Below are 19,010 nucleotides of genomic sequence, written 5' to 3'. Positions count from 1 at the left end.
TTATGCTGCGACTTAACAAAGTAGGGAATTAGCAAGTGGCCCAAACGTTATACGACAAAATTTGGCAAGCACATACCGTTGCCAGCATAAACGAGCAAACTGATTTACTTTATATTGACCGTCATTTAGTACACGAGGTGACATCACCACAGGCTTTTGCAGGCCTACGTGAAAAAAACCGTACGGTACGTTGCCCAGAAAAAACCTTTGCAACAATGGATCATAACGTATCGACTAAAAGCCGATCACTTGATGCAGCAAGCGAAGTATCTAAAAACCAGTTAATGGCACTTGATGCTAACTGTAAAGAGTTTGGCATTGTACTTTACGATTTAAACTCAATTAACCAAGGCATAGTGCATGTAATGGGGCCAGAACAAGGTATTACCTTGCCTGGCACTACCATTGTATGTGGTGATAGCCATACTTCTACGCATGGCGCGTTTGGCGCATTAGCGCACGGTATTGGTACTTCTGAGGTTGAGCACGTATTAGCAACGCAAACGCTACAGCAAAAAAAGGCAAAATCGTTAAAAATTCAAATTAACGGTGTGCTTCGCCCAACAGTAACCTCTAAAGATTTAATTATGGCGGTTATTGGTAAGTTAGGTACAGCTGGCGGTACAGGTTATGTTGCTGAATTTTGTGGTGAAGGCATTGAAGCACTTTCAATGGAAGCCCGCATGACGTTATGTAACATGAGTATTGAAATGGGTGCAAAAGCAGGTTTAATAGCACCAGATCAAATTACGTATGATTACTTAAAAGGTCGCCCATTTGCACCTAAAGGCGCTGACTTTAACGCTGCAGTTGAATACTGGGAAACCTTAAAATCAGATGAAGGCGCAGAGTTTGACTTGAGTGTTGAGCTTGAAGCTGACGACATTCAGCCGCAAATTACGTGGGGTACAAGCCCAGAGCAAGTAATTGGCGTTGATGAATGCATACCAGATCCAGACCAAGAACCAGATTTAATTAAAGCCGATGCTATACGCAGCGCACTTAGATACATGGACTTAAAAGCCGGCGATAAATTATCAAGCGCAAAAGTAGATACAGTCTTTATTGGCTCATGTACAAATAGCCGTATTGAAGATTTACGTGCCGCGGCAAAAATTGTTGAAGGCAAGCAAGTAGTCACAGGCATTGAAGCACTTATTGTACCGGGCTCTGGCCTTGTTAAAAAGCAAGCCGAAGACGAAGGCTTAGCCGATATTTTTAAAGCGGCAGGTTTTGAGTGGCGCGAGCCGGGCTGTTCAATGTGTTTAGCAATGAACGACGACCGCTTAGAAGCGGGCAAACGCTGTGCATCTACGTCTAACCGTAACTTTGAAGGCCGCCAAGGCCGTGGCGGGCGTACGCACTTAGTAAGCCCTGCAATGGCAGCGGCTGCTGCAATACATGGTCACTTTGTTGATATAAGAGGAGAAGCCTAATGAGCGTATTTTTTAGTGGCTTAATGGCCCCACTTGATAAAAACAATGTAGATACAGACCAAATTATTCCAAAGCAGTTTTTAACATCAACTAGCCGTGATGGTTTTGATGCAGCACTGTTTTACGATTGGCGTTACCTAGAAAACGGCGAACCAAATCCTGATTTTATTTTAAACCGCCCATGCTACCAAGGCGCGCAAATATTATTAACCCGCGACAACTTTGGTTGTGGCTCATCGCGAGAGCATGCACCATGGGCGCTTAAGCAATATGGTTTTGAAGTGATTTTAGCGGAAAGCTTTGCTGATATTTTCTTTAATAACTGTGGCAACAACCAAATGCTAGCCATTGCGCTACCCGCTGATACGCTTGAGCAATTGTTTGTACTTAGCGAGCAACACGACGATATAAACATTCAAATCGATCTTGAAAACCAAACACTAACAAGCGATAAGTTTGCGCCAATTAGTTTTGATATTCGTAAAGACGTAAAAGAGCGTTTATTAAGTGGCTTAGATTTTATTGGTGTGACCGAAACGCTAAATCCACAAATTGATGCGTTTGAAAAACAACTTGCTTCTGAGCGCCCTTGGCAGTAACGAAAAGCAATTAATTACATATGAAAACAAAGCGCGGCTGAGTATATAAGCCGCGCTTTTTTTATATTTAAGTTTTCTAATTATTAATGTCTAAAATCTGCCATTAGCGCAGGTATACCTGGCAGCATACCAACAATAGCCATAACGGTAGTTAAAATAACAAACATAATTAGCGGAATAACCCAGCGGCTCATTTTAGTTAAATTAGCACTGCGCTCTTTACAGCCAATTAAGCCTAAGTTATCAAGCAGCATAGTCAGTGACCAACCAAAAGCAGGGTTAACCAAGCTTGACGCAAATACAACAATAGCGGCCGATTGCGTTGTTTTACCTTCGCGTGTCATTTCCATACCCGCCTCAAGCAGCGGAATAAACACACCTACAATAAGCGCAACACACAGCACAGGTTGCCAAATGGCTAAATCCATTGGGTAGCCCCATAAACCCGCAATAATACAAAATACGGCTGTTAAAATGGCGCCCGCCGGGATAGGGCGTTTAGCAATAGCGGCAGGGACAATGTAAGTCCCCCACGATGAGGTAAAGTTAGCACCACCGGCCAGCGAGCCAAAGGTTTGTCTAACCGATGCGCTTAGCATGGTGTCGTCTATGTTCATTTGAACTTTTTCAGTGCGTTGCGGGTAACTGATTTTTTGAAATACTTGATGCCCTAAAAAATCCGGTGACCACATAGCCACAGCCAATACCGCAAACGGCAGCACAACCACAAAGCTTTCAAGCGTAGGTAGGCCAAGCATCCAGCCTGTGTTTTCGCCCCACCAATAAGCTGGGTTCATATTTGGTAAGCCCGGCGCAGTATTAAATTCAAACGGCGCACCGAGTGCAAATGCAACCACACCGCCAATAAGGCAGCTAAGCGGCACAGCCAACCAGCGCTTTTTAAAGTGCTCAAGTAACGCATACAATAAAATGGTCGCCAAAATAACAATAAATGCAATGTGCGCCATATCAATGGCCTCAGCCCATGCAAACAGCTTTTTAACCTGCGAAATTGTGCCAATAAAGCCTAAATATATAATTAAGCCCCCGCACACACCTTTACTGGTTAAGCGTGCCAGCAAGCTCCCTCCTTTGGTTATGGCTAAAATAAAGCCAAAGGCACCAATCAGTAAGCCAAACGCCATAGGATGGCCGCCAGCGGCAACCACAATAGGAATAAGAGGAATAAGTGGCCCATGAGTACCCGCTAAGTTAGCGGTAGGTAAAATAAAGCCCGAAAACAAAATAATAAAAATAGAAACAATCAGTAATTCATAGCGTACGTTTTCTAACACAAACGCATCACTTAAACCCAGTGGCGCTGCAAAAGTAGCGGCAATAGCACCCACCATAACAACTTTACCAATGGTGCCCGCCATGGCAGGAATCGTGTCTTCAAATTCAAAGCGGTAGTCTCTAAATGGTAAATTAGGCCGCCAGCGTTTAGGCTGCATAATTTGCAGCTCGTGCTCTAGGTATTCGTCGCGGGTATTAAACTCTGAACTAGCTTTATGCTTATTTTGATAGCTGTTGGCATCATCTACGTGCGGTGCGCTTGTTTTTTCTGGCTCGTTACCCTTTGGGGTTACTGACATAGTCCCTCCTGTTACTCGTTGCTTATTTATTAATACGGCTTTTGTTAAAGCAAATGAATAGTGAAGGAGCAGAGTAGATCAGCTTTTACTCAGGAATGTATAGGCAAAAGGTCGTGTATGGCTTTATTTTATGCTAAATCATTGTGTTGGCATTCTTAAATGTAAAGTATATTTTGTTTAAAATCAGTGTGTTGATTTGTTTTTTTATGTGTTCTAATTTGGTGAAACATTGTAAAAACAAGGCTGTTATCCTTTAGTCTAAGTAGTGGTTTATGTATTTTAATTGAACTGAAATAGCACATCTGCTAGGTTCAATGGTTACTCAAATAATAAGAAATTCAATGCAAATTCAATCTCCTAAATCAATTGGTATTTTACTTGGTACGCTTTACGGCATATTTATGCGGCTGTTTGTAGAGCTGCTTGATACTTATAATTTAAGTAGCCTTGTATCTATTTCATTTATGTTTTTAGTGCCCGTTGCAATTGGCTATATTCGTATTCATTTTGAATTTAAAAGCTCAAATACATTAACTAAAAGGCAAATGGTGACAATTGCTTGGCAGCCAATTTTTGTTTTTTTACTTGTAAGCGTTATTACACTGCTTGAAGGCAGTATTTGTGTGGCAATGGCTTTGCCTGCCTTTATGCTCTTTGCAAGTATGGGTGGTTTACTGGCAGGCTTTATTAAAAACCGCCAAACAAAAAACGCTAACAGGCCTTTACTTTCAATAGCTTTGCTTCCTGTATTGCTCTCACCTATTGAGGTAAATTATTTACACTTATCAAAAACGTACGAAGTCACCAACTCTATAGTTATTGAAGCGCCTATAAATCGTGTATGGCAGCAGCTTGCTAATGTAAGCACCATAGAGCCACAAGAATTGCCATTTTCGCTTACCCAATTAATAGGTGTACCTAAACCTTTAGAGGCAAATATGAATGCTACGGGGGTTGGGGCTGTTAGAACGAGTAAATGGCAAAAAGGAGTTGCATTTAAAGAAGTGATTACGGATTGGCAGCCAAATAAACAGATGCTTTATAGATTTGAGATAGACCCTGATGCTATTCCCGATGATGCACTCGATAAACACGTAAAACTAGGCGGCGAATACTTTTCACCTCTTTATGGTGGGTATGCGTTAAGTGAAGATAAAAGCGGCAATACTATTTTAACTTTAAAAACGACTGTGCAAGATAATACAAATTTTGGTGTTTATTCGCGAATATGGGGTGAGGTGATTTTTCAAGACTTCCATTATTCACTTTTAACATTAATGAAAAACAGAGCAGAAAAGCCACTTGTCGCAGCTATTTCCCATTATTAACTTAAACCGCTATGGTATTAAAAAACTATTATAAGAGTACTTTATGAAATTATTAACGGCAGCAACGTTATTACTTGCCTCATCAGCGGCTATCGCGCGTCCTGCGCCTTTGGTATCTATACCAACACACGATGCATTTTTTAATAATATAGCTGCGCATTGTGGTAAAGCGTTTGAGGGCAAAGTAAGCGTAGATAACGCAAAAGGCCCAAGCTCATTTGAGAATAAAAAACTAATCATGCATGTACGCAAATGTACTGATAGCGAGCTGCAAGTACCATTTCATGTGGGAGATGATGCATCGCGTACATGGATCATTACTAAAACGGGCAGTGGTTTGAGCTTAAAGCACGATCATCGCCATGAAGATGGCAGCGACGATGCCTCAACTATGTATGGCGGTCATACTCTTGATGCGGGTTTTGCACAAATGCAGTCTTTCCCGGCCGATCAATATTCTAAAGAGTTATTTGTAGCACAAGGGATAGCGCAGTCGGCAGGTAATACATGGCAAATGTATATTTATCCTGAGGTTTTTACGTATCGGTTAATTCGCCAAGGGCGCGAGTTTAAGGTGGACTTTGATTTAACTAAACCAATTACTCCACCAGCAGCGCCGTGGGGCTACGAAAAATAAACTATTTTTCTTTTTTCTCGGGTGCGTCACATTGTAGTAAAACGTTTAATGGTGGTTGATAAGCGCGTGGTTTAGTAGGAAAACGTTCGTACTCTTGCACGCCTTCAAGCACTTTTAACATAAAGGTTCTGCCGCGGCATAATCTGTCTGCGTGGCGCAATAAAAACATACTTTGATTAGCAAAGTGTTTGTAATCGTCTGATTGTATTTCTATTTTATAGTTGTCTTCACCAATTTTGGTTTGGTAATAATGTACTTTGTTATCAAAGTCGTATGACTTTTCTTTTTCGCCCACTTCTGCAAAGGCGCTCCCTATACCAGAAAAGGCTAGCAATGCAGCGCCAACAACTAAATGCGGTGTGTATAAGCCTTTCATAAAAATGTATCCTTTAATTTGCGAACTTAATACCCATTAATAAAGCATTAAGTGCGATGTATTTAAGTTAAGTCTAACACCCAAAAAGAGAATATGTGATGTTCAAACAAATAAAACAACTGTTTGCCGCTTTTGACGAGCAACAGCCAAGCATAGAGCAGCATGATCTAAAAACAGCGGTTGCTGCGCTGCTTATTGAAGTAATGCGTGCTGATTCTAAGCTCGACCATAATGAACAACACACCCTGACTGTAACCTTAAAAAAATACTTTAATTTAACAGAATCGGAAGTTGATGAGCTCACCAACAATGCCGCTGGTAGCTTAGACGGGGCTATTGATTACTTTCAATTTTCTAAGCAGATTAACGATCATTGCAGTGCGGCGCAGCGCATTGAAATAATTGAGCTATTATGGCGATTGGCGTATGCCGATGGAGAGATAGATCCCCAAGAAGAGTATGTAATACGCAAAGTGGCTGGGCTTTTATATGTAGCGCACACCGATTTTATCGCTGCTAAATTAGCAGCGACACAATCGTAAAAATTAGCTTAATTTACTAGCAACAGAAACGAGCTGCTGCGTTAATACGCTCACTTTTTCTGCTGTGGTAGGGTCGCTAATTTTTCCGTCTTCGTCAAATACAGTAAATGCTGATGGGATAGCGAGCTGATCGGCAAGTACTAACGAGCCAATCCCGCTTAAAATATCGCGTACATGGTTTAAGCCGCGCAGCCCACCCAAACCGCCCGGTGATGTAGCAAATAACGCCACTACCTTGTTGCGAAATGCGGGTACTGCGCCTTGCTCAGTTCGCGATGCCCAATCAATTGCATTTTTAAGTGCAGCAGTAATTGAGCCGTTGTACTCTGGGCTTGCTAGTAAAATACCATCAGCATTACGCAGTTTATCTTTTAATAGTTGTGCATCGGTGGGTGTGCCTTGCGCTTCAATGTCTTCGCTAAATAATGGCAAATTTAACTCGGCGAGTGTAATTACTTCCACTTCAGCACCGGTTTGCAGAGCAAAACGAGCTGCTTCGTTAATAAGTTTTTGGTTAAAGCTATCTTTACGCAGGCTACCCGCGAGCGCGATAATTTTTGGTGCTGACATAATTTAGACCTTTTATTGGTTGGGTATGACACTAATGTAGCAAATTTTTGCTTGTAGAAAACCCGAATAAACGCAACACTTATGTGCGTATATGCACATAAGTAGAAGGCGGGTAGCGTGGCAATAAAATTTGACGACTGGCAAGACGTAAAAGTTGCCTTTGAAGTGGCAAGACTAGGTACTTTGACCGCCGCAGCAGAGGCATTAAGTGTGCACCATAGCACAGTATTGAGACGCATAAATAACTTAGAGAAAAACTTAAATGTACGGTTATTTCATCGCCATGCGCGCGGATATAAAGTAACCGAAAGCGGGGCAAAATTATTTGAAACCGCTCAAGCAATAGATAACTCACTTGAAGGTTTACATAACGCCATTGCCGCAGCCGATAGTGAGCTCAGAGGGAGCTTGTTACTGACTACCGTGAGTGGTTTTATGGATATGCTAAGCAACGTGTGTGAGCAGTTTCAAACATTGCATCCGCAAGTGCAGCTAGAAGTGATTTTAGAGCAAAAGCGCCTAAGGCTTGACCACGGACAAGCTCATATAGCAATACGTGTAGGCCCTAAACCTGATGAAGGCGACTATATAGCGCAGCACTTAGCTAAGCTATCGGCCGGCCTATATGCCCACAAACGTTATATTGCTAAACACGGCATGCCAAAAACCTTAGATGACTTAAAGCAGCATAATTTTATATCGGGTATTGCGGGGTTTAATGCGCGGGTACCGTACTTTAGCTGGGTTGATGAGTTTATTCCTCAGTCGCAAATTAAATTAAGAGTATCAGAAACCTCAGAAGCGGCGCGCGCGGTTATTAAAGGTTTAGGCATAGGGGGGTTGCATCAAAGCGCGATAGAAAATAACCCCGACGTAGTGCCTATATTGCACGACAAATTACATTGGGAGTTTGACTCTTGGTTGGTTACTCACCATTTAGTACACCGCACGGCCAAAGTGCAAGCCTTTGCTGCGTTATTAAAAACCTACTTTAGTAACATGCCACACGTTAAATAGTTTTTTTAACTTTAATGCCTAAGCGTTTGGCAAGCCTAACTAGGTTGGCTCTGTCGAGTTCAAGGGTTCGTGCAGTAGCTGCCCAATTATAATTATGCTGTTTTAATTGCTCGGTAATAACCGTAAATTGCAAAGATTCAACGGCCCGTTTTAAGGGCTGATGATGAGCAATGTGGGCGGTAATTGGCGTGCTAACGTGCGCGTTGTTGTTTGGTTGTTGGGCTAAATCGCAGTGCTCGCTTGTAATTGTTATTATTGGGTTTTGCCACTGGCTTTGTTTAGCCTTTAATGCGCTGCGGCTAATAACATGTTCAAGCTCCCGTACATTACCAGGCCAACTGTATTGGTTGAGCAATACTTGCGCTTCAGTGCTTAGCTTTAATTGTTTAATACCTAATTTACGGGCAGTTTGTTCAATAAAATAACCAGCCAGTAAAGTTATGTCGTGCTCGCGTTTATTAAGTGGCGGCACGGTAATAGGGTAAACACTTAGCCGGTGATATAAATCGGCTCTAAAGCGACCTTGTACTACCTCATGTTTTAAATCACGATTAGTGGCTGCTATTACCCTTACATCCACATATTTTGGCGTGTCTTCTCCTACTGTTTGTATTTCACCACTTTGCAACACACGCAATAATTTGCTTTGCATAGCCAATGGTAGCTCGCCAATTTCGTCTAAAAATAACGTGCCACCATCAGCTAACTGAAACTTACCTTGGCGGGCATTTTGTGCGCCAGTAAATGAGCCTTTGGCGTGGCCAAAAAACTCACTCTCTGCAAGATTTTCGGGGAGTGAGGCACAATTTAAGTGAATCAGCGGTTGATCTTTTCGGGCAGAATTTAAGTGAATATTACGCGCTACTAGCTCTTTCCCTACGCCCGTCTCTCCTAACACCAATACACTAAAATTAGAGGCCGCAACGAGTTTTATTTCATTTTTTAGCGTTTGCATTACAGGGCTTTGGCCAATAATTTCGCCGCCATCGCGAGTAAGTGCATCACGCGTTAGCGCTTGTATAAGGGCGTTTGAATGCTGAGCATGGTGTTTGTAATGGGCAAGCTCTAGGGCTGTTTTAAAATGCGCACTGCACAGTGTTTGTAAGGTGCTGAGTGTATCTGCACTAATACTGCTAAAGGCATTTGCGTTTAAGCTATCGAATGTAAGCACGCCTAGCAAAGTGCTTTTATCGTAAAGGGGTAAGCCTAAGCAAGCATGCACAGGAATATCGCCCGTTTTGGCCAGCAGTAGGCCGTCGTATGGGTCGGGCAGGGGGCAGTCGTGTGCAAACTGTAATGCGTGGCTTGCACTACAAATGGCCGCTAATCGTGGGTGCTCTGCTATTTTAAAGCGCCTGCCAAGGCTGTCGGGCATAAGACCTTTGATGGCTAAGGGCTTAAGTTGCTCGCCCTGCACAACAAGTAATGCACTGGCATCGCTAGGTATTACACGTTCAACCGTTGCCAATAACCGATCAAAGCTGTGCTCGTGCAGCGTGCTTTGGGCAAGCTCTAAAGCCACTTGGGTAAGGTTGAATTGCTGGTTCATGTTAAAATGACCTGTTCGTGTTTTTATGATTTAAATTAGAGTGTGTCATAAAGACTCAATTTGTAAAGTATTTATATTTAACTTACTGAATATTAGTGTTTTATTTTATTGGCACACTATGTGTAATAGCTAAGTAACGTTAATGGTTGCTGAGGTAGTTATGAACACACTTACACTAAATAATGTAAACAACCAGGTTGAGTTAGGCGCATTTTTTAAATCGCTATTATTTACTGCTAATACAGTATTAGGGCTTAGCGCTATTTGTATGGTTGTGAGCATTTTAATTAGTTACCCGTACGCAGAGCACTTTTCGATGCAGGTACAAATATCAGCGCACATTAGTACGATTGTAGTGGCAGCTATTTTAAAAGTTAGTTATGTGCTGCGTTGTGTTGCGCAACATGGTTTAGGGCAGGAAGTACGCTAATGCGCCCACTAAATTTAACAGAGCCAATGCCAGCGCACATAGCTATTCATCACGTAACAAAATGGCCGTTATGGATGCTTGCATTTAGACCCTACTTTTTAGCAGGCGGTTTGCTGGCATTTTTTTCGATAGGGTATTGGTTACTTATTTTAACGGGCTATGCTAGTTGGCACTTAACCATGCCAGCCACACTTTGGCACGCGCACGAAATGCTATTTGGCTTTGCAGGAGTGGTAGCAGGCGGTTTTTTACTTACGGCGGCACAAACTTGGACAGGCGTTGAAAGTATAAGTGGCAAAGCACTTATGCTACTTACTTTTGTATGGATAAGTGCTCGTTTAGCATTTTTTATAAAGCTGGCTGATTTTGCTAATGCTAATTTATGGCTTGTTACTTTGCTACAGCTAGCATGGTGGCTTGGGGCAATTACGGCGCTGGCTAATATGCTATTAACAGCACGTAGTAAAAATAATTACCCGTTTTTAGTTATTTTAAGCGTGTTGTGCGCCCTTAATACTCTTTATTTACTCCTTGTTTTAAATAACAACATGCAGCTTGCATTAGCTGTGGTTGATACTGCGGTACTGGTTGTCAGTTTACTGGTCGGCATTGTAGCAGGGCGGGTTATTCCTTTTTTTACAGCTAAAGGCTTAGCGCTTAGCGAGCAAGTACACAGTCCTAAAATTGATAAAGCGCTGCTGTATTTATCAATATTGGCAATTACTTTATTTTTTATCAGTAAATTATTTTTAAGCTCAATTAGCCCTGCATTCATTGTTGCAATAGTGGCTGTGCTTCACTTAATTCGCGCAAAGCTTTGGTGGCATGCAAACGTGCTAAAAGTGCCTTTATTGTGGTCTTTGCATTTTTCTTATTTTGCTTTAGGTGCTGGCTTAATGATGATTGCACTGAGCTTTTACACAAGCGAAATACATTTTAAAGATGCGCTCCACCTTATCACTATTGGCACAATAGGGATGATGATTTTAGCCATGATGACCCGTGTATCGCTAGGGCATACAGGGCGTACGCTTTATACACCTAAATATATATCTGTTGCTTTTGCGCTTGTGCTGGTGGCAGCTATTACTCGCTCCATACTCCCCTTAATTATTGCGCCACACTTTGCTTGGCAGATCAGTGCCTTTCTGTGGTTAGTGGCTTTTTTGTTATTTTTAATTTACTGCACACCTATATTAACGCGCCGTCGTGTTGATGGGCGCCGTGGTTAGTTTACCTACAGGACTACATTATGTTATCTGATAAAACCATTGAGATTGTTAAAAGCACTGTTCCGTTATTAGCGCAAGCCGGCACGGTTGTGACCGATCATTTTTATAAGCGACTATTTAGCCATAACCCAGAGCTTAAAAATATTTTTAATATGACCAACCAAAACACCGGGCGCCAGCAATTTGCTTTGTTTAACGCCTTAGCGGCATACGCTCAAAACATTGATAACTTAGCGGTGTTAAAAGAGGCATTAGCGCGCATTAACCATAAACACACCAGTTTAAATATTTTACCAGAGCACTACCCCATTGTTGGTGCTCACTTAATTGGCACCTTAAAAGAGCTAATACCAGAGCAGTTTACGCCGGATGTAGAATACGCTTGGCGTGAAGCTTACGCACTGCTTGCTGATATTTGTATAACCGAAGAAGAGGCTTTATATGAGCACAGTAAAAATAAACACGGCGGTTGGGTGGGTACTCGCCAATTTGAAATAACCAACAAGCAAGTTGAATCAGCACTCGTAACAAGTTTTACGCTAACGCCTATAGATGGCAAAGCGGTGATTACCCATAAACCAGGCCAGTATTTAGGGATTAAAGTTAAACCAGAGGGCGCTGAATATGAAGAAATTCGCCAGTATTCTATTTCACAAAAAGCCAATGGTAAAAACTACCGTATTAGTGTTAAAAAAGAGCTACAGCCAAAGCCTGGCATGGTGTCTAATTATTTACACTCACTAGCTCAAGGCGACGTAGTTGAACTGTACCCGCCTGCAGGAGATTTCTTTTTACGAAATAGTAAAAAACCAGCGGTACTTATTTCAGCAGGTGTAGGGCAAACCCCAATGCTTGCGATGCTCGAAACGCTATTAAGCGATAACCCTAGGCAAAATATTATGTATTTACATGCGTGCGAAAATACGCAGCAGCACTCATTTGCACACTATTTAAATGAATTAAGTACGGCTTATAACAGCTTGCAAACTATTACGTGGTTTAATCAAAGTAGTGAAGGGGCTGATTTTACAGGGTTAATGGACTTAACTGCCATAAAAACACAGTTACCTCTTAAAAATGGCGATTTTTACTTATGCGGCCCCGCTGGGTTTATGGCGTTTGTGAAAAGCCAGTTACTGGCACTAGGCGTTCAAAACGAGCATATTCATTACGAAGTGTTTGGTCCGCATCAAGACTTATAAACCAAGAGAAAAACGATAAAGGCACACAGCATAAATGCTGTGTGCCTTTTTAATAGTATTTTATTGTGCTTTACAACTTACGTTTTTAAGCTCAATAGACATATCTTTTTTAGGATAATAAAGCACGCACTGCTCGGCAATTATTTGTAAAACAAACTTTTCTGGCTTGATATTATGCGCGCCCATTATGGGCATACCATTTGAGCCTTTACTATTTCCATGGCTTAATAATAGCTCGCTGCGTTTAGTAAAAACGGTGTCGGCCAGTGTAACTAGTGTGCCGCCCTTTGCTTTTATAATCGCTTGCTGGAGCGTGGCTATAACGCCTGGGTTTACCTCGGTAAGTAGTGCAGGCTTAGCAGTGGCATTACTCATACTGTTACATCCTCCAATAAATAATAAGGTTAATATTGCCAGTAGTTTAGCCATTACTTATCCTTATTTAACGTAGGCCAGGTTAAATCCATATTGCCACGGTTAACGTTATTAGGTGCGTTTAAAGGTAATAGCTGCTTGCTATCGCCAGCAGCGCTTTGTACTTGCTTTTTAATACTCGCAGAGGCGGTGCTAACAGGGCACGTGCCGTTATTATCAATATGATAAAGCGCAGTAGAGAGTATCCCTTCGTTTGGATCGCCTAATTGATTATCAAAGTCGTCACTGACTACACAGCCTTTTACATCAGCATCAAACTGCGGTGTAGGCGTTGGCGTAAAGCCTGCTGCATATTCACCAAACCCTTTACTGTTAATACCGCTAAATTGAATGGTGTAATAGGTGGTGCCACAGTTATGTGTTGGGGTAAAACCGTATGGTTTACCGCAGGTTGTGTCGCCAATGAGCACTACTTCGGCGTCAATGCCTTTTAAGCCATTAATAAAGGCTTCTGAGGCTGAACACGTACCCGATGTACTAAGCACATACACCTTAGATAGGTTTAAATCGGGGAGGCTTTCGCCAGTGCTAAAAAAAGTTGAGTAATCAATTTCTTCATCTATAAACGGAAAAGGCGACTCTACCGGTTGTTTATCGTTTTGCTGAGTTTGGTAATAAATACGGTTTTGAATGTTGGCGCTGCCCGCCACCATGTAAGCCAGCTGCGAAGAAAGCGCTAATAAACCGCCTCCGTTATATCTAAAGTCGATAACAAGCTCTTCTACGTTATCGGTTTTAAATTTATTAACGGCAGCAATTAAGCCTTCTTGGGCAATACCTATATGGCTATTAAACTGCATGTACCCTACGCTAGTGCCATTTGCAGTGGTAATGGTTTTTACGTTTTGTACAGGTGTTTGCTCTATGTTGCCGGCAGTTACGTTAAAGGTTTTTTCAGCGCCATCGTTACTGCGCACCACGATGGTGTGCGAGTCGCCATTAGTGGGGCTAAATAAGCCTTCGTTTAAGGTATCTACGCCTGCTTGTGTGCTGGTATTAATGCTTACGCCATCAACTTCAAGTACGGTATCGCCACGTTGAAAACCAATTTGGCTTGCTGGTGAGTCGTCTTCTAGGTAGGCAACACGTAAAATTCTATCAGCTGGGTCGCCAATAAATGCCCAATTTATACCATAGCCTGAGGTTACACCTGATTGCGCTTCTTGGAAGTAGTCCTCAGAAGGCTCTGAAAAATGAAAATTATCTTTTTTAGCGCCAGAATCGGTTAGTTCTTCGGTTTTTAGTTGGGCAAAATAATCGGCCACTGTAGCAAAGTTTTCAGGGTCGTTATCGGCTATTTCATCATACCAAAGGTAGGTTTCGTCACTCCACGAGCGAAGCCAAAGCTTTTCGTAAAGGGCCGAACCGGCTTGGTCAGGGTAGGGCTCATTATTATTAAACGGATCGTTACCTGTGCGTGGGTTTTCGCAAAAGTTTTTTAACTCCTCCGATGGCTCAAATACACCTGCCGTCCAAGTTGGGGCTGTGCTTGCAGGAGGTGTGACGACTGGGTCGGGCGTTTCATTCATGCTGCTACCACCGCCACAGCCCACAAGCGTTAGGCTTGAAAGTGCAGCAATAATAGCGAGTGTTGCTTTATTGTTTTTAAACATACAAAACTACTTTTTGTAAATAAGTTGTTTAAAATACTACAACACCCGCCCATTTATTCAACGTATTAGCCCCTAAATTATGTAAATGAGTGTATACATTTAGGTGTACTACAGCTTACTTGCGCTGTTTTTATCTGCAAATGCTTGTTTTTGCCAAGCATAAAATAGCTTTTGTTGTTTAGCTGATATTTTTAAGCCGTATGTTTTTTGCATATAAGCGTAGGTGTCGGCAATGCGCTTACGGGCATAAAAAGGAGGCTCTACAACGCGTTGTTTAAAATTAACCTTTACTTGGCAGCGGCCATATTGGGTAGCGTTTTCGCTAAGCATACCAAAGCGATAGTTAGATCGATCTGCGTTAATTTCGCCAATAGCAGGGGCTAAATTGTTTATATCGGCTTCCATTTTTCTAAATTTAGCACTGACCTTGCGACAGTTTTTACGACCACCGTTTTGCCAGCATTGTAACTGGTGACCAAATTCCCACGCCGGCACTATATGCTCCCACTCTATACGCAGCGCACGTACATTAACCTTGCCAGAGGAAGTTAACGTATTACGCGGAATATAACCACAGTTGCTAGGATCGGGGATTAGCTTTTTACCTTGTTTTTTAATGTCGCAGCCGCAGTAAAGGCTTTTGGCGTTTTCGGGTAGGGTTTTAATTAAGTGCCTTTTAGCCGTTGAAAAACGGGTAAATTCTTCACTCGATGCAGAAAAACAAATACAACAAGCCACAAAGGCCAAAATAAATTTAAGCATATCCATCACATACGTGAACTACAGGAGGCGCTAGTCTAAAGTTTTGCTGCTAAAAGATAAAGCCTGAACAAATTTTAATCCGCTATGCTTAGTACACTCTATACTGATATAAAAAATAGCGAGGAGATGACTATGCTAGGTGCTTTTTCAATAAGTTTAACGGTTAAAGATATTAGAGCCTCAAAAGCGTTTTACGAAAAGCTGGGCTTTAGCGAGTTTGCAGGTGAGATAGAGCAAAACTGGCTAGTGATGAAAAACGGTGAGCATTTAATTGGCTTGTTCTCGGGTATGTTTGATAAAAACATGCTGACCTTCAATCCTGGCTGGGATCAAAACGCACAAACCGTTACAGAGTTTAAGGATGTTGATGCGCTTAGCGAATATTTTCAAAACGCTCATATCCAGGTTGAACCTGTGGGTGATAAAAGTTTTATTATTACCGACCCAGACGGCAACCCTATTTTGATTGACCAACACGTGTAAGTTTTTTTAGCCTAACGTTTTGTATTAATAAAATAATACCGCATAAACAAAATAGTACGCTGGTGGCTGCAAAACTGATGAGAAGCGGGTTGTTAAAATCTTCACGCTCGTCGTAATCCATTATGTGTAGCATCCAAAAAAAGTCGAATATGCGCCATAGTGTGCTGCGAACGGTGATAACTTTGCCGTTAATTGCATTTAAATACAGCGTGGTATTAAAGGTGTCGTTAAATTGTACTTGCCACACATTTGTTTTGTATCCCACCTCTCGAGTGCCTTGTTTTAAAAGCGTTGTGTTAATTGGCTTAGCGTCGATGAGTAAATGCGCTTGTGCATTAGCGGTAATTTGTATTTTAGTGGGTGGCTGAAAAGGGCGCCCCGTTAAACCATTAAAGCTCTGCTGCTCGTCAGTATTAATAACAGTAATAAGCGGGGTCGTTAAAAAGTGCTCAAATACTATTTGCATGGGGTTAGGCACTTGGGCAGTAATATTATCGAGTGATGTGGGGTAGTCTGCTTGAGTAAATGGGTTTGTAAGTGTGCGCTTAGCAAGGTGCTTACCGTGTACGTATTCAAGTGGTATCGCGCTCATTACTAAGCCGCCTAAAAGCCAAGCTAAAATTTGTAAGGCAAGTAAATAGCCTAGCCACTTATGTAGTTTTCGAGCGCGCTTAAATAGTTGTTTTCTCATTTTGTGCTTCTTATTATTTTTAGCGTTAGTGTATTACAGCAGCCCATGCTTTTACTGCGGCATTTTGTCGCAGTTATTCATAAGCTTACTCTAACTTTATAAAAATAATAAAAAGGAGCGGTAAAAAATCAGTGAGGCTGTGTTTAATGCTCACGTAAGGCATTTATTAGCCCTTGTTTGCTCATTTTTGAGCGGCCGCTAATGCCGAGCTCTTTAGCTTTATTGTACAGCTGCTTTTTAGTGCGCTGCTCATACTTTGAGGCTTTGCCGCCTTTAACAGCGGTTTTATGAGTATTGCTATTAGCAATGCGCGCAGCTTTTTGTTTGCTCATGCCTTCATCTCGAAGCGCATCGTATTGATCGTCGTTTTTAATTTGCGGGCCATGATCTACCATAATTGTCCTCCTGAAGCGTTTAATTACGCAGTGTGTGTATAACTTTCATACATAAACGGTAAAATTAAGCGTAACTAGCCTAACCCGTTTTATAAGGCAAATTAGATGCCAATGGCGTTTAAACAGGTATTTTCTATTAATAAAGCCATGTTTAGCGCTTAGTTGATTTGGTATAAAAGTAAAACTGCGTTAAAGTTTGCGATGAAACTATAAGAGGGTAAAAAGCAGACAATGTCGGAAATTCAATTTTTAAATGTAGATCTAGAGCTTGAGTCTAAACAAGATATTAGCGCCCTAGTGGCAGACTTAAAGAAAAACGCGATGGTTTTGCATTATGACAAAGACGAATATCGTCAATTGGCGCGTATTGAAGCCTCAGGTGATATAACCACGCCAGACAAAGCAATCAACCACTTATGTGAATTAATAGAGTCGTGTTCACGTAATGCGCTTAAGCAGTGGCTAAGCTGTTCGCGCAGAACGTTTGATATAGGCTTTGAGTCGGGCACGTCACCTAAGTGTTTTAACCAAGCTCTACATGCAGATACACTACTACGTATATCTGCCATTGGCGCTGGTATGGAAATAACGATTTACCCTATCGAAAAGTAGCCATAGTTAACTATTTGCGCTCGACAACCGCTGCGGTCATTTTTGATACGCAGCAAAGCTCGCCGCGGCTATTGGTTATTTTTATTTCCCATACAGAACTGCGCTTACCAATATGAAATGCACGAGTAACGGCGGTTAAAGTGCCATTTCGAGAGGCCTTTAAGTGGCTGGCGCTAATTTCCTGTCCAACACAATAAAATTTTGTAAAGTCCACTACAAAGTTAGCGGCGTAGCTTGCTACGGTTTCAGCAAGTACCACATTTGCGCCACCATGTACCATACCAATAGGATTATGATGCTCAGGAATAGCAGGCATGGTAGCCACTAGGTAATCATCTCCTATTTCGGTTATTTCTATGCCCATGGTTTTCATCAGCGTGCCTTGGCCGTTTATTCCCTCATCTAACTGTTTGCAAAGCTCTAATGTGATGGGTTGATGCCAAATACTCATAATTACTCCTTTATATTGAAAGCAAATTTATAGCATTTTAAATACTGAACGTCTGCAATTACCTAAAATTTATCCAGGCGCGGTGTATTTAGCTATTTTAAAGCACAATTTAAATTTGCGATTTTTATTTAACTGTATATACTCACAGTTAAATGTACTGTATGGAAAACCAGTTGTATGCGACCATTAACTAAACGCCAAGCTCAAATACTCGAACTAATAAAAGTTTTTATTAAAGACACTGGTATGCCTCCTACACGTGCCGAAATTGCGCAAACACTCGGTTTTAAAAGTGCCAATGCTGCAGAAGAGCACTTAAAAGCGCTTGCCAAAAAAGGTGTTATTAAAATGAAACCAGGCGCAAGCCGTGGTATTCAATTGGTTGAAGAAGAAGAGCCAGAGCAACTAGGTCTGCCATTAATAGGTAGAGTTGCAGCGGGTTCGCCTATTTTGGCGCAAGAACATGTTGAGAGTCACTGTAAAATAGACCCACTCATGTTTAAACCAGCCGCCGACTTTTTACTGCGTGTTAACGGCATGAGTATGAAAGATATAGGTATTATGGATGGTGACTTGCTTGCCGTACACCGTACTCAAACAGCAGAAAACGGCCAAGTTGTGGTTGCACGAGTAGATGAAGACGTAACCGTAAAACGCCTAGAAAAAGCAGGCCGAAAAGTATTATTACACGCCGAAAACGAAGAGTTTACGCCAATTGAAGTAGACCTTGAAAACGAATCGTTTAATATTGAAGGGTTAGCCGTTGGCGTAATAAGAAATGCCGATTGGATGTAATTTTTAACTATTTTTAATTAATATTTATAAATGCGCACTTTTTAGTGTGCATTTTTGTTTTAAAAACAAACCTTCCACCGTCTCAAAACGCCCTAAAATTATTTAGGCTGTAAACTTTTTTTCACTCATACTTTTATCTTCCTAAGCGTGTTACATCCCTTAATTTTGCTCGTATCTTGGCTGTTAAATAACAATTTAATACGCCGTCATTTAGTCAATACTAAAATATCACTTGATTGTTTTTTATACTAAAACTTGCT

22 protein-coding genes are annotated in these 19,010 nt (G+C 41.6%); 12 read left to right on the top strand and 10 right to left on the bottom strand.

Annotated elements, in window-relative coordinates:
• The first annotated feature begins 35 nt into the window (after nt 1-35).
• Together leuC and leuD are read left to right on the top strand one after the other, a co-directional pair.
• Nucleotides 36-1,436, top strand: a complete 1,401-nt coding sequence (leuC, locus tag B2R65_RS07050) for a 3-isopropylmalate dehydratase large subunit (protein ID WP_286741755.1) — start codon at nt 36-38, stop codon at nt 1,434-1,436.
• Complete coding sequence (gene leuD, locus B2R65_RS07045) at nt 1,436-2,035, top strand: 3-isopropylmalate dehydratase small subunit (protein ID WP_286741754.1); 600 nt, start codon at nt 1,436-1,438, stop codon at nt 2,033-2,035. Before leuC ends, leuD begins: the two co-directional genes overlap by 1 nt.
• A gap of 83 nt (nt 2,036-2,118) precedes the next feature.
• Here the strand turns inward: leuD and B2R65_RS07040 are convergent, their stop codons facing one another.
• Nucleotides 2,119-3,630, bottom strand: a complete 1,512-nt coding sequence (locus B2R65_RS07040; RefSeq protein ID WP_286741753.1) for a DUF3360 family protein — start codon at nt 3,628-3,630, stop codon at nt 2,119-2,121.
• 341 nt (nt 3,631-3,971) lie between these two features.
• Here B2R65_RS07040 and B2R65_RS07035 point away from each other — a divergent pair, with 341 nt between their 5' ends.
• A complete protein-coding gene (locus B2R65_RS07035) occupies nt 3,972-4,958 on the top strand; it encodes an SRPBCC family protein (RefSeq protein ID WP_029773334.1) in 987 nt (328 codons plus the stop codon).
• A gap of 43 nt (nt 4,959-5,001) precedes the next feature.
• Nucleotides 5,002-5,595 (top strand): hypothetical protein, encoded by a 594-nt coding sequence (locus B2R65_RS07030; protein WP_029773333.1) that lies wholly within the window; start codon nt 5,002-5,004, stop codon nt 5,593-5,595.
• Between the two features lies 1 nt (nt 5,596).
• Here B2R65_RS07030 and B2R65_RS07025 read toward each other — a convergent pair whose 3' ends face one another.
• Nucleotides 5,597-5,971: a hypothetical protein gene (locus B2R65_RS07025; RefSeq protein ID WP_004589382.1), complete on the bottom strand. Its 375-nt coding sequence runs from the start codon at nt 5,969-5,971 to the stop codon at nt 5,597-5,599.
• Nucleotides 5,972-6,069: 98 nt separating this feature from the next.
• On the opposite strand from B2R65_RS07025, the gene B2R65_RS07020 reads away from it, so the two are divergent.
• Nucleotides 6,070-6,513: a tellurite resistance TerB family protein gene (locus tag B2R65_RS07020; RefSeq protein ID WP_024033928.1), complete on the top strand. Its 444-nt coding sequence runs from the start codon at nt 6,070-6,072 to the stop codon at nt 6,511-6,513.
• 3 nt (nt 6,514-6,516) lie between these two features.
• Here the strand turns inward: B2R65_RS07020 and B2R65_RS07015 are convergent, their stop codons facing one another.
• A complete protein-coding gene (locus B2R65_RS07015) occupies nt 6,517-7,083 on the bottom strand; it encodes an NADPH-dependent FMN reductase (RefSeq protein WP_029773331.1) in 567 nt (188 codons plus the stop codon).
• Nucleotides 7,084-7,200: 117 nt separating this feature from the next.
• Here B2R65_RS07015 and B2R65_RS07010 point away from each other — a divergent pair, with 117 nt between their 5' ends.
• The gene (locus tag B2R65_RS07010; RefSeq protein ID WP_004589379.1) at nt 7,201-8,100 is read left to right on the top strand and encodes a LysR family transcriptional regulator; all 900 of its coding nucleotides are present in this window, start codon (nt 7,201-7,203) and stop codon (nt 8,098-8,100) included.
• Here B2R65_RS07010 and norR read toward each other — a convergent pair.
• Nucleotides 8,093-9,649, bottom strand: a complete 1,557-nt coding sequence (gene norR, locus B2R65_RS07005; RefSeq protein WP_273611840.1) for a nitric oxide reductase transcriptional regulator NorR — start codon at nt 9,647-9,649, stop codon at nt 8,093-8,095. The two genes, B2R65_RS07010 and norR, sit on opposite strands and share 8 nt — an antisense overlap.
• A 160-nt stretch (nt 9,650-9,809) precedes the next feature.
• On the opposite strand from norR, the gene B2R65_RS07000 reads away from it, so the two are divergent.
• The 3 genes from B2R65_RS07000 to hmpA are packed head-to-tail and all read left to right on the top strand — an operon-like array spanning nt 9,810 to nt 12,513.
• Nucleotides 9,810-10,079 carry a hypothetical protein gene (locus B2R65_RS07000; protein ID WP_055255306.1) on the top strand — a complete coding sequence of 90 codons (270 nt, stop codon included), beginning with the start codon at nt 9,810-9,812 and terminating at the stop codon, nt 10,077-10,079.
• Nucleotides 10,079-11,311: an NnrS family protein gene (locus B2R65_RS06995; protein WP_273611841.1), complete on the top strand. Its 1,233-nt coding sequence runs from the start codon at nt 10,079-10,081 to the stop codon at nt 11,309-11,311. Before B2R65_RS07000 ends, B2R65_RS06995 begins: the two co-directional genes overlap by 1 nt.
• 20 nt (nt 11,312-11,331) lie before the next feature.
• Entirely contained in the window at nt 11,332-12,513 is a 1,182-nt protein-coding gene (gene hmpA / locus B2R65_RS06990) for an NO-inducible flavohemoprotein (protein ID WP_337946970.1), read from the top strand.
• Nucleotides 12,514-12,573: 60 nt separating this feature from the next.
• Here hmpA and B2R65_RS06985 read toward each other — a convergent pair whose 3' ends face one another.
• The 3 genes from B2R65_RS06985 to B2R65_RS06975 form a co-directional block, all read right to left on the bottom strand.
• Nucleotides 12,574-12,942 carry a hypothetical protein gene (locus tag B2R65_RS06985; protein WP_273611842.1) on the bottom strand — a complete coding sequence of 123 codons (369 nt, stop codon included), beginning with the start codon at nt 12,940-12,942 and terminating at the stop codon, nt 12,574-12,576.
• On the bottom strand, nt 12,942-14,561 hold the full coding sequence (locus B2R65_RS06980; RefSeq protein ID WP_273611843.1) for a S41 family peptidase: 1,620 nt from the start codon (nt 14,559-14,561) through the stop codon (nt 12,942-12,944). Before B2R65_RS06980 ends, B2R65_RS06985 begins: the two co-directional genes overlap by 1 nt.
• Nucleotides 14,562-14,669: 108 nt before the next feature.
• Nucleotides 14,670-15,329, bottom strand: a complete 660-nt coding sequence (locus tag B2R65_RS06975; RefSeq protein WP_273611844.1) for an endonuclease — start codon at nt 15,327-15,329, stop codon at nt 14,670-14,672.
• A 126-nt stretch (nt 15,330-15,455) separates the two neighbouring features.
• On the opposite strand from B2R65_RS06975, the gene B2R65_RS06970 reads away from it, so the two are divergent.
• Nucleotides 15,456-15,806: a VOC family protein gene (locus B2R65_RS06970; RefSeq protein ID WP_054983318.1), complete on the top strand. Its 351-nt coding sequence runs from the start codon at nt 15,456-15,458 to the stop codon at nt 15,804-15,806.
• Here the strand turns inward: B2R65_RS06970 and B2R65_RS06965 are convergent.
• Nucleotides 15,781-16,497, bottom strand: a complete 717-nt coding sequence (locus tag B2R65_RS06965; protein ID WP_273611845.1) for a hypothetical protein — start codon at nt 16,495-16,497, stop codon at nt 15,781-15,783. The two genes, B2R65_RS06970 and B2R65_RS06965, sit on opposite strands and share 26 nt — an antisense overlap.
• 143 nt (nt 16,498-16,640) lie before the next feature.
• Nucleotides 16,641-16,892: a DUF7218 family protein gene (locus tag B2R65_RS06960; RefSeq protein WP_029773325.1), complete on the bottom strand. Its 252-nt coding sequence runs from the start codon at nt 16,890-16,892 to the stop codon at nt 16,641-16,643.
• A gap of 231 nt (nt 16,893-17,123) precedes the next feature.
• Here B2R65_RS06960 and B2R65_RS06955 point away from each other — a divergent pair, with 231 nt between their 5' ends.
• Nucleotides 17,124-17,504 carry a hypothetical protein gene (locus tag B2R65_RS06955; protein ID WP_004589368.1) on the top strand — a complete coding sequence of 127 codons (381 nt, stop codon included), beginning with the start codon at nt 17,124-17,126 and terminating at the stop codon, nt 17,502-17,504.
• A gap of 10 nt (nt 17,505-17,514) precedes the next feature.
• Here the strand turns inward: B2R65_RS06955 and B2R65_RS06950 are convergent, their stop codons facing one another.
• On the bottom strand, nt 17,515-17,955 hold the full coding sequence (locus B2R65_RS06950; RefSeq protein WP_004589367.1) for a PaaI family thioesterase: 441 nt from the start codon (nt 17,953-17,955) through the stop codon (nt 17,515-17,517).
• A 177-nt stretch (nt 17,956-18,132) separates the two neighbouring features.
• On the opposite strand from B2R65_RS06950, the gene lexA reads away from it, so the two are divergent.
• Nucleotides 18,133-18,750: a transcriptional repressor LexA gene (lexA, locus tag B2R65_RS06945; protein WP_004588213.1), complete on the top strand. Its 618-nt coding sequence runs from the start codon at nt 18,133-18,135 to the stop codon at nt 18,748-18,750.
• The last annotated feature ends 260 nt before the right edge of the window (nt 18,751-19,010 follow it).

Origin of the sequence: Pseudoalteromonas sp. UBA2102 (assembly GCF_002331165.1) — a bacterium.
Taxonomy (GTDB): domain Bacteria; phylum Pseudomonadota; class Gammaproteobacteria; order Enterobacterales; family Alteromonadaceae; genus Pseudoalteromonas; species Pseudoalteromonas atlantica.
Note: the sequence above shows the minus strand (reverse complement) of the source record. Positions and strands in the feature narration are given on the sequence as shown.